General features: G+C 52.9%; 7 protein-coding genes. 1 reads left to right on the plus strand and 6 read right to left on the minus strand.

What is annotated here, in order from left to right; all coding sequences use genetic code 11:
• The 6 genes from BUA65_RS19265 to BUA65_RS19290 form a co-directional block, all read right to left on the minus strand.
• A partial coding sequence (locus BUA65_RS19265) for a DUF262 domain-containing protein (RefSeq protein WP_072871404.1) occupies positions 1-1,393 on the minus strand: 1,393 nt, incomplete at its 3' end.
• Positions 1,393-1,587, minus strand: a complete 195-nt coding sequence (locus tag BUA65_RS19270; protein ID WP_072871406.1) for a DUF262 domain-containing protein — start codon at positions 1,585-1,587, stop codon at positions 1,393-1,395. The genes BUA65_RS19270 and BUA65_RS19265, both read right to left, overlap by 1 nt.
• Entirely contained in the window at positions 1,584-5,900 is a 4,317-nt protein-coding gene (locus BUA65_RS19275) for an N-6 DNA methylase (protein ID WP_072871409.1), read from the minus strand. Before BUA65_RS19275 ends, BUA65_RS19270 begins: the two co-directional genes overlap by 4 nt.
• On the minus strand, positions 5,890-9,105 hold the full coding sequence (locus BUA65_RS19280; protein ID WP_072871411.1) for a helicase-related protein: 3,216 nt from the start codon (positions 9,103-9,105) through the stop codon (positions 5,890-5,892). Before BUA65_RS19280 ends, BUA65_RS19275 begins: the two co-directional genes overlap by 11 nt.
• A 426-nt stretch (positions 9,106-9,531) precedes the next feature.
• Positions 9,532-9,717, minus strand: a complete 186-nt coding sequence (locus BUA65_RS19285; RefSeq protein WP_131821547.1) for a hypothetical protein — start codon at positions 9,715-9,717, stop codon at positions 9,532-9,534.
• A gap of 142 nt (positions 9,718-9,859) precedes the next feature.
• On the minus strand, positions 9,860-10,009 hold the full coding sequence (locus tag BUA65_RS19290; protein ID WP_207543928.1) for a hypothetical protein: 150 nt from the start codon (positions 10,007-10,009) through the stop codon (positions 9,860-9,862).
• A 62-nt stretch (positions 10,010-10,071) separates the two neighbouring features.
• On the opposite strand from BUA65_RS19290, the gene tnpA reads away from it, so the two are divergent.
• On the plus strand, positions 10,072-10,244 hold a 173-nt coding region (gene tnpA, locus BUA65_RS19385), incomplete at its 3' end, for an IS66 family insertion sequence element accessory protein TnpA (protein ID WP_131821548.1).

Below are 10,244 nucleotides of genomic sequence, written 5' to 3' on the forward strand. Positions count from 1 at the left end.
CTCTGCCGCCAATTATGCGGTTCGTTTTTGCCGACAAAGGGGCCTTGTTGAGAGAACTGTTCCACAGGCCACGGGAGTATCCCTGTTTTTCACAGTATGCCTTTGGAAAGATGTGGTGAACATCGATGGCCAGATCGAAGTAATTGGTAACTTCAATGGAATCGCCGCTGAGGAGGTCCCTGCTTCCGGCCTTCATTAAAAGTGCCATGAGGCCCTTATATGCAGCACTCAGCCGCGATTGCATACTCAGCAATCGGGTAGGGTTGAAGGTCGCGTCCCGAATCGTGCGCGGTAACTCTCCGCCATCGATCCAGGCAATAACCTCAGGAACGTCGAACGCAAAACGGGTTTCGTTGGCTCCTCCGCCGTATAGTTCGCCGAATACTCCGCACCAGAACCACCGGGATAGCTTACGACGCACTGGTTCTTGCTCGAAACGATCACCTAGCACGGCGCATATTACAGAGAGAGGAATGAGCTGTGTCGTGTATGGGAGTGTTTTCGTGTCGAAAACCTTCTCGCTGGCTAAAAAACGACCCGCCAGCACGAAGCCCTGCTCAATCAGACCGGCAAACTGGCCATACTCGCTCAGGTTCAACCTTAATACGTCTTTACGTTTGCAAGAAATAGGGGTCAGGGGATTTTGCAGGTGACGATGATAGCTTGCCAGGAGAGTAACAGCCGTTAGAAAGGCGGTCTCATCAACGCCTTTTAGTACCTCATGATCATGAAGGCGTTCCCGTCTGGCATTCCAATCATGTCTCAGGTTGAATTTGTCGGCGGCAAAGATGGCTGTCACCAACTCGAATACTGTAAGGGTCACGCCGCCGGTGTTAACCTTCTCAAAGACATGGCATACGGCCTCCCTGGGTATGTCGCGTAACAATTCAATGATTGGCACCCGGTAGCTTTTAAAGCGTTCAACCACTTCCGCTTCAAACGCATCAAACTGATCGAGCCTGTCTTCGACAAACCGATATTTCTTCTGATAACCGCGCCGCCAGCTTGAATAACGGGATTGATCGAAAAGTACCCCTAAAGGGAACAGGTCCTGCTCATATTCCTTTTCCGTAGTGCTTACGTCCAACTCTACCTTGCGGCCAAAGTCGGAGGTTATCTTCCGGTCCACGGGCAACGAAAGAACCGCCTTAATCCGATCTTCATTCGGATCGAGGCACTTTGCAATGTCAAGATAATATACTCTTTTGATGTCCTGCTCCTTTGCTGTTTTTGTCGGAACCGGCTTACCGCTGAACAAAGCCAGGTATAACGAGGTCAAGCGCTGCTGGCCGTCCAGAATCAGGTAATCCGGTTTCACTTCTCCGTCCAGGGTAACGCCCTCGACGGGGCGTGGCTGAAATTGGACCCCGTCGCCTCCAGTTTGCAGCAGCATCACCGCCCGATTGGGTACGACATCGAAACGCTGGCGATTAGGGAACGGATGTGGTCATCGTCCCATACCCAGCCTCGCTGGAACTCCGGAAGCTGGATCTTACCATTATGAATATCCTTCACATTATGAATATCCTTCAATAGGTCCGGCAGGGATGGCTCCCCCGATTTAAAGGTGCCGCTGATGGATTTCATTGGTCGTTCTCCCTCTCAAATACTAGCCTGAGCTGCCCATGCTGGTCTTCTCCCAGGCCGTTTCCCACGTCCTGATCTTTATCCTCAAGAGAAACCGGCAGGTCGATAACCGGCTGGGGGAGGTTTTCGTTGAGCGGAATATCCCAGTAGGGGTCGTATTTCTTCGTAAAGGCCTCCAGACCGATTTGCTTGAGTTCGTCGAATTTCGCCAGGCACAATTCCGGAGCCCTTGGGTAACTTGCGTGACTGAAAGTGGAGAGCACATGGGCGTACTGCTCACGGGAAAGGCCGTAAGCGTCGGCGACGACAGCATCGATGGCTGCCCGGACCTCCCAGCGTTCATCGTCGGTAGTCAAGACCGGCCAGGTGAACGGTGGTTTCCCCGGCTCGCGCCACACGTTCCCCAACTGTTCTTGCCAGAGGGGGGCATAGCCGTCATGATTGGCCACCAGTCGCAGGGAAGCGTGACAAAAGAAGCGTGTTTGCTCTCCAACCATGGGCAAAGGACACGATAATAGGATAAACTTATTGATATTCGCTGCAGTTCGTACCCTGGCAGTCCAATCAAACACAAAGGTATTAGATTGGGCAAGGAGCTGAAGTGCAAACGAGCGAGGGCTCTTGTGTGGCGCTTGTTCAACAGGTGCACTATTACCAAAAACGTACCCGGGAGGGAGCATATTGAAAACTACAGTTCGCTCATTGGTAGATGAAGCTATTGCGCGATATGCGAGCCGGAAGTAGCGACTGCCACGAAGCCAGCTTGGCTTATCACTAAGCTTTTCTATGTAAACGCAGTATAAAGGGCGATCCCCCCAATGGTCGTCGTAATGCCAGAAGGTTTTTCCCTCGTGTAAGACCAAGTACCCCATGTTTAGAAGCCGCTTGGCCGCCTCCGGGTCACGTGGGTCCTCGCCGTTAGGTAGTACCTCGGCGGTCGGAGTAAATCGCCAAGAATCATCAGTCATATTTAGTTCACGCCCCAATTGGATAGCCAAGCGTTCGCATACCTGTCCAAATGATTTTCCCTTGGTAAAGCAAACCTGTGCGACTCCGAGATCCCGGCTGGAGCGTAATTCTAATAAGCTTAAATAATCACCGCCTGTACGGCGTACAAAATCTAAAGTATAACGCAACGGCTCCCGACCACCCTTTTCGGCAAACAACCATTCATCATCATGGAGATAGAAAGCACAATAGAAATCCTCTGTTATCCTACCGGCTTCGGCCACAACCAACGCGAACTTAAAGCTGGAGTGAATCTCGAACAGTTTGCGGCGATTTTCGAAGGAGTAACAGCAGTGGAGGGCCATCTTCTCTAGGTATAGCCTGCGCACCCCAGTGGCACCCTCGTTGGCATGAAACGCTGATGGTACAACAACTCCCGTCCAACCATTTCGATTTAAGAGTTGGGAATTACGTTCCATGAAGACCCTGAAAGCATCTTGCTTGCCGATAGTCCGTTCTCCATTTACCTCAACGACTTGAAACTTGTAGAGTACGTCTAATAAGCGTTCACTATCACGGAACTGAGAGATATAACCATCGTATGCTGGCTTAATATTGGGATTGGCCAGTAAGCGCCTCTTAATATCGTCCCGCTCTCTCTTGGTTGGTGCATCCAGGATAGCAAACTCGTACGAGGCAAAAAACTCCTTATCGGCGGGAAGCATTCGTTCCCACGGTGGATTCCCTAAAATAACATGAAACCCTTGTCTCCCACCTGGTTGACCATTCGGATAGAAAACTTCTGGGAACGTGAGATCGTATGGTAACGCCGGCACGCAGCAACCAGACCGGAGGAGATGACGCAGAACGTCACAGTCGATGGGAATCTCATCTACACCTAGACCACGAGCGATCATTTTTCGAAGCCGATCTGACGATAACTGCTCCGGCAAATCTCCCGTGTCAGCGATAAATTGGAGCATTTCAGTATAGGCGTGGTCGTCGCACTCTTCAGGGCCAAGCATCACCCCACCCGACCAGGCAGCTGCTGCAACCCGGAAGGGTAACAATGCTCGGTCTAACTCAGCTTTAATTCGCCGCTTGTTCTCAATGTCGGCCAGTGTAATTCCAACGCTGGCTTCGAGTTCGTTTACGTATTGGATGGCCTTGTTAAGAGCGCTTGAAAACTTGGCACTTAAGGCCTGATGGAACAGATTTTCTATCCGTTCTTCCGGATTGCCGGGTCGGAAGATAAGCTTATCAAAAAACGGTCCGGTCAGCGAGTCGCCCACCACAAGGCGATGATCGAGAAAAGTGAGCGGCATCCCCTCAGCATGGGATTCCAGCCACAGGGCAAGCTTGGCAAGCTCGACGGCCAGCGGGTTTTTATCCACGCCGTAAAGGCAATGTGTGGCTACGAGCCGACGACAGAGGGCCTCCGCCCGCTTTAGAGACAGCCCAGATTCTTCTCTTTCGGGCGACCGGCTGGGAAGATACTTTAACAATTCGTCATTTGGATCGGGTAGATCGATGACTCGCTGTCGCCATTCGCGGGCTTCGGCTTCAGCAGCTGCACGCTCTTCCTTTGTTTTAGCAGTTTCGGCCCGACGTTCCGCGGCCAGCGCCTTCTCGTCGCAAAGCCGGCACGCTTCATAGAGCTTTTCGCCCAGGAAACGACAGGCTTCAACAAGAAAGTGACCGCTTCCCATGGCCGGATCGAGCACCTTGAGTTTAAGGATTTCCATAGGCCGGGGATTGTCCTGTGGGCTGCGTTCGGATACCTGCGGTCCAAGCGTCTCCTGAACCAGGAAGCGAACGAATGAGTGCGGAGTGTAGTACGAGCCGCTCGCCTTTCGACCAAAGCCAACCCGAAGAAAGAATCGATTGGGTGGGATTTCCTCTACCCACTCGACTTTTGTTTTGTTCCCGCGGGCCGGCCGGTCGTCGTCCTGTTCACTATCGTCGTTGCTTATTTCCAAGTCATCAGCATTAGCTAGCATGTCTGACTCCATTGGGCGGCCCGGCCGGTACTTTTCACCTTGTGCAACCGGAACCACCACTTCGAGCTTCTGTCGCCGTAGTCGGCACATAGGTTCGGATGTGATTCCCGGCTCTAGTTCTAGCAATGCTTCATATACCCGGCCTAGATCTTCCACATCCAGCGAACCATAGTGGACTCGCTCTCGTGTATCAGCCCCGCGTCTTTTCGGCGTCCACAGCAGTTGATCCAAAAGCCAGGCCACCGCTCGCTCACCCCAAGTGAGATTGGAAAGGATCGGTGTAGCATCCTGACCAAAGAGAGTGCCTCCCAGCGGTTTTACGATCAACTCCGTGCACTCCAACCCTTGTTCGAACATCCGGAAAAGCACCCGTAGACCGGATTCGAGTAGATTGCCCGTCTCTGCCCCCCGTTCTAGCACGTCACGGGCGTAGCTAGCCAGGGTTATACTTGGGGAAAAGGTGTTACGCCACAGGCTCGTCGACGCAAAACTGAACGACCGGGCCGGGTCATCGCTAGCTTCCATCTTAAGGATAAACAACAGCCGATAAACAATGATCAGTCCTTCTCGCCAAAGGGCCTTAGCCAGGGTTTCCCGATCGGTTTGATTGGCGAACCAATTACGATTGTCCGGATGATCAAGGATCTCCTGAATAAAGAGTTCAATCGCCCGGCGGGCCTGGAACCGTAATTCCTTAGTCACCCGGGACTGATATAAGCGGGCCTTATCGACAATTTCGGGCAGAGCCCTCACGCCATCTGGTGAAGCAATTGCAAGCAAGAGGCGAAAAGAATCAGGCACGTCGCGGCTTTGTTTCCAAACCGGATCGATGGAGATTGAGACTGTTGAATCAGGACGGGCTGGGTCAGAAATGAGCAGAAGCAACTGAGTGCCGTTAGTAAGGAGACCAAGCCTCTCGCCGGTGGCCAAAAGCACCCGCTGGGCGATCCGTAAATGGCTGAAGCGGTAGGCCCTGCCACGCTTTGACGGAGCGTACAGGTCTTCGTTAAAAGCGGTGGCCCAGGCACGTAGCTTCGCACCGTCTTCGCCTAAAAGCAGAACGCCACCCGACTCCAGCTCCTCCCGGGTTTGCACGGCTGGCGCATTTTCCAGCCGGTTATAGCCGAGCAGGGAAACCAACGGCTCGATTACGTGGTTTTGGACACGCAGCGGTCCGCCGCTGTTCGTGAGATCCCGCAGCTTCCGGCGGTAAACATTCCAATTCTCCCTTATCTGCCTGTCTTCAGTTCCCGTTGTTTTGGGCAACAGTCTAAGCCTGGAAAGCTCTTTCTCCAGCTCAAATTTGACGAACGGCTCCGGCAGGGCCGGTCCCTGAAACTGGCAGTCGGCAAGATCAAGCGCCATATTGCACCTCCGGAATAAGCATTAATAAGCCTAGCGGGATTATCTCCGGCTCGCGTAGATCTAATAGACTATCAATGAAATTCATCCGCTGCTTATAGATTCTTAGTACGCCTTCAGCTTCACTCCGGGCTGCCGGCGGCTGGTTGCGGTCCATGTGGAAGGCCGCTAGCCGCTTAACGGGATCATTGATCTTTTGCCAAGCCGGTGCCGAGGTTGTATCAGTCGCGGGAGCTTGATCAAAGAGGCTAATTTGGACCCACACGGGTCTACCAGTCGTTCCCGTAATCTCTTCGGCACGCCTCTGAAGCCACTCGTTCTGATCAGCCCTTTCTCTTTGCAAGGCCCTCTTTCGCTCGGCGATAAACCCCTCAGCGATCGGCTTGAATCCAGCATTTGCCACCTCTTTTGCTCGTACCTCGGCCTCACCGGCCCAACTTTCGAAAAGCCTTTTCCACAGCTCTGTGGTGCGAACGGCCTTAGCGGGATCGACCAGGTGGGACCAGCTCTCCGCGGAGTCGTAAAATTGAGTTTCGCCAGCCTGGTTTACTAAAACTGCCAGAACTCGTTCAAATTCGCGTCCGCCACTGCTGGAAACGCGGCCCAAGAAGGTGAAGAGCAGCGTTGGCCCTGAAACGTCGGCTTTAACGGCACTGACTCTCGGATCTTGCCCTTGTTTTGCAGTCGCTCCGAACGACAAATTGCGAACCCGGTCCAGCGCCCGGCGTACGAGCGGATGTGCCCGACCTAGGAAACCGACTGGGTGCCCCTGCTTATCTCTAGTAACGTCCAATTTGGTTGTCAAGCGAACCAATCTCTGATCAGGATCGTAACCTGGAAGTTCATTAAGCCCATGTGACCAAGCCGGGGGAATTCGTAAGACAAAGTAATCGTCCTGGAGTTCCACGATTTCGCCTCCGTCGAGCAGAACGGCATCGCGTACGAACTTCGCCAGATCGACGTGTTCCGCCCGGCTACCTTCGCGGCGAGCTACTTCGGCTTCTTCTAGAAGCTTTTCTTCCGCGTTAAGTCCGGCATCGCCCAACCAGGCATGGGCACTGGCAGCTCTTTTGAACCCGTTTAAGCTCCGATCAATCTCCTCTAACAGTTCACGCGTAGCTTCATCGGCGCCCTCGGCTTCGTCCCCTTCATGAAAATAGAACAAGTAAGGCTCATCCTGGAACAACCGGTTGTCTTCATCAATAAGCCCTTTAAGCAGCCGGGCTTGGGCTGCTTCAGTAGAGGTAACGACACCCAGCGTGTTAGGAACAAAGGTTAGCCGGGCACGCTGCTTCTCATACTTAGCGATTAGACGCAGTAAAATCCTCTCTTCAAAGGTTCCGCGCAGGAACAAGTACTTAATCTGCGGCTCTACGGTTTGGCCGTAACGATCGATACGCCCATTTCTCTGTTCCAGCCGGTTGGGGTTAAACGGCAGTTCCAAGTGAATAAGATGGTGGCAGCGCTGGTGCAAATTGAGACCTTCGGCGGCGGAATCGGTACTGATAAGAATCAGGTTGTCTTCTGTGCGGAATCGTTCGCTCACCGCGGCCCTTGTCTTTTCATCGTCCTCACCTTTCATCGTAATAACGGGTCCAACTTGGGCGGCTTTTAAGGCGTCGACCGCAGCTCGTTGGCTGTCGACGTATTCAGTATAAACGAGTACATTGGCATTTGGCTCATTCTCGCGAATTTCCCGGATTGTCACAGCCAACTGTTCCAATTTAGGGTCGTGCTTTTGTGCTGATTCTGCCAGGTTAATCAGTTCGTTAAGTTTCTCGAGGATATTGGCCACTCTTGTCTGCTGGCGGGAACCGCGCGCGATTTCCCGCTGCAACGTGGCAAGCTGATGAGCCAGGTCTTCGGCTTCAAGGAGGCTTCTTTCTCGTTCTTCTTCGGCACTAATGGAACCGAAACGCTCGAGTTTTCGTTCGTAATCCCGGAGCGTCTTTAGGCGCTGACGTCGGACCTCTTGCATTTGGGCAGTATCGGTCAAAAACTCCTGGAATCGGCTTGCGACAACCGCCAGAGTCTGTCGGCAGGCGAAAGCGGTGGAAACGCTGCGCTTGAGCAACGCCATGTAGGCGAGGACGTCGCTGTAGTTCCGGGTGCGAAACGCCCGACGCAGTTCTGGCGCGATGAGGTTCAGAAGGGTACGTTGCAACTCAGTGAACCTGGCATGTCGCTTCGGATCGGGCGTGACGGGAACCGGCGTCACCACCCGTTCTTTAAAGAGCGGTTCTTTCTTCGCCGGATCGGACGCGCTGGCAACAAGGATGTGTTTTTTGAGGCGGCGGACGACGTGAGCCCGGTACCGTTCGCCCCTCAGCGAGCCGCGACCATCGACCAACGAGGGGTCGAGTAACTCACACAAAGAGGCAAACGACCGATCAAATCCGTCGTGCGGGGTTGCTGTTATCAGAATCAGAGAATCGCAACGCCGGGCTAGAACCTCGGCAAGGCGCCGGCGCTGAGAATCCTCACGGTCTGCCAAGGCACCGATATCCATGCAGTGGTGCGCTTCGTCGATCACAACGACGTCGTAACTAGCGCGTTCTAACTGATCCAGCACGCGCTCCTGCTTGAGAAAATCGATCGAACTAAGTCCTAATGGGATGTAATCGAACGGATTTGAGCCCAGTTCTGTGCTCCGGCGAATTTCCTCAAGTTTTGCGCGGTCGATGACCTCGAACCGCAATCCAAAGCGCTCAGACATCTCAATATGCCACTGCTCCATAAGGGGTCCAGCGGGGGAAACAACGAGAATCCGGTGGGCCAGGCGGCGGGCCACCAGTTCGGTGATTACCAGCCCGGCCTGAATAGTTTTACCAAGGCCGACGCCGTCGGCAAGCAAAAGCCTGACGCGACTCATGCGTATCGCCCGCAATACCGGCACCAATTGGTAGGGTTCAATTCGGAGGCGCCCCGGTTGAACGGCCAACAGAGCGCCGGGGCCCAGCGCCTGTTCCAATAAAAACGCCTGATGGTAGACCAGCCAATTTATCAGCGGAGCCGCCCGATCAGGCCGAAGCTCGTGACGTACGGGTTCAATCGACTCAAACGGGTAGAGGATGTCAATTTCGTGACCTAAGACGGCGTTTTCCATCCCACGAAGCCGATATAAGGTTTGCGGCCCGAGACTCTCGCTGGAAACCACCTCCCAACGCAGCCCACGTGCGTAAACTTCGGTGCCGGGTAATAACTGCATGGCGCTAATCCCCTCACTTCTGGATAAGTCTATGCCAGTATATGCCGTCTTCGGGTAACGTCATCTGCCCTTCAGGGATTATTTTTGGCGTTAACATGTCGATTTGTTAAGAAACATCTTTGGTAAATCATGGAACATGGATATATTACCCATTTCGTCAAAAAAAGGGTTAAATTCCTGCTCAATATACAGATGATGGGCCCCAAAACAGTTCTCAAGGAATCTTTGTATTAACAAACTCATCTATTCGCCGCAACCTAAAAAAATATGCAGGTAACGCCCATCCACATTAGACAGGGGATAAAGTTGCATGGTTTCTTTGTTACAACAAAATAAATTCTTCAAACTAGAGCACCCCGATAATTAATTAAAATTAAATTAAACTATTGCCACCTGTTGAGTTTATCCGGCATTTTCATATCTCAGCTAACATAAAAGCACCACCACACGGCTTCGCGCCTGTCCGGGAGCAGCTTGGAAGCAGCCCTGTCCCTGGCGGCGTACATCCCCCGCACCAACTTCGCCCTCTCCTCCGGGCTGGAGGATACGCACGCACTGTTTGCTTTTATGAACCTCCACCTTCTCGATGCACTCCACCCGAACTGCACGCACAGCGACCTGACTCTGGCCAGAGCTTCGACCACCGAACTCACGTGTTCCATGAGTAGCATCGGTTTCCTGACACAGCAGCACAGGTAACCCGCCGACTTGGAGTCCTGCAATCTCGCAGGCTGAACTATTATAGCCCGGGAAACTACTGTTCCTCCTCAAAATAGTCAGAGTCAATCCTCTTAAGGGAATACCGAGCTACCTCAGTAACTCCCACGCCGTATTCGATCATTAACTCCGCAAGTTTTTCCCCATCGATCAGCACGTAAGCGTCAAATACAACCCACCTTGGCATAATACCCAAGTTTAAGGGATAATCTTCCTCAGATAAAAGCTCGATGAGGAGGATTTTTTCTTATGACCAAAGCCGAACGGGAAGCGCTATGGGAAACCCGAATAGCCGAATACAAGATGAGTGGGCAAAGCGTCAGAGAATGGTGCGCCGCCCATGAAGGCATCAGCCCCAGGCAGTTATGGTACTGGCTGCGAAAGTTTAATGACCGGAACGGAGTTACCCCAGGAAAATCAAA

Source organism: Desulfofundulus thermosubterraneus DSM 16057, assembly GCF_900142025.1.
In the GTDB taxonomy this organism is placed as follows: Bacteria; Bacillota; Desulfotomaculia; order Desulfotomaculales; family Desulfovirgulaceae; genus Desulfofundulus; species Desulfofundulus thermosubterraneus.

Excerpts from the sequence above, each read along its gene's own strand:
- BUA65_RS19290 (WP_207543928.1), bottom strand. The coding sequence starts at position 10,009 with ATGCCAAGGTGGGTTGTATTTGACGCTTACGTGCTGATCGATGGGGAA.
- BUA65_RS19280 (WP_072871411.1), bottom strand. The coding sequence starts at position 9,105 with ATGCAGTTATTACCCGGCACCGAAGTTTACGCACGTGGGCTGCGTTGG.
- BUA65_RS19275 (WP_072871409.1), bottom strand. The coding sequence starts at position 5,900 with ATGGCGCTTGATCTTGCCGACTGCCAGTTTCAGGGACCGGCCCTGCCG.
- BUA65_RS19270 (WP_072871406.1), bottom strand. The coding sequence starts at position 1,587 with ATGAAATCCATCAGCGGCACCTTTAAATCGGGGGAGCCATCCCTGCCG.